A 468-nucleotide genomic window follows, 5' to 3' on the forward strand; every position below is an offset into this window, starting at 1 on the left:
CAACAAAAGTGAACACTAATAATAGTTAATTTTTATTATTAATCTGGTTATTCCACACTTCATTAGGTGTTTTATACTCTAATGAGGTGTGTAGCCTTTGGCTATTATAAAAGCATTCAATATATTTAATAATTGTTTTCTTTGCATCATTAAATTTCATCTGTGAAATATCATCCATTTCTATTTTCATACTTTTCCAAAAGGTCTCAATGGCCTGGTTATCAGTAGGTGAACCAGGACGTGACATACTTGAAAGCATCTTAAATTTATCTAAAATCTCTTTAGTTTTATTAGATGTATATTGACTTCCTCTATCACAATGAAATATTAACCCATCAGATGGTTTGCACCTCCCGTAAGCCATATTTATAGCTTCATGAACTATTTCTTGCCTACTATGTTGATCAATACTCCATCCAACAATTTTTCTAGTTGCAACATCTATAACTCCACTTACGTATACTTTCA

The 468-nt window shown here is 30.8% G+C and carries 1 protein-coding gene; it reads right to left on the reverse strand.

The window, feature by feature from the left end; translation table 11 throughout:
- Positions 1-25: 25 nt before the first annotated feature.
- A partial coding sequence (locus OYT88_RS20760; RefSeq protein WP_274402264.1) for a DDE-type integrase/transposase/recombinase occupies positions 26-468 on the reverse strand: 443 nt, incomplete at its 5' end.

It is taken from the genome of Sporolactobacillus sp. CQH2019 (assembly GCF_028765345.1).
Classification (GTDB): domain Bacteria; phylum Bacillota; class Bacilli; order Bacillales; family Sporolactobacillaceae; genus Sporolactobacillus.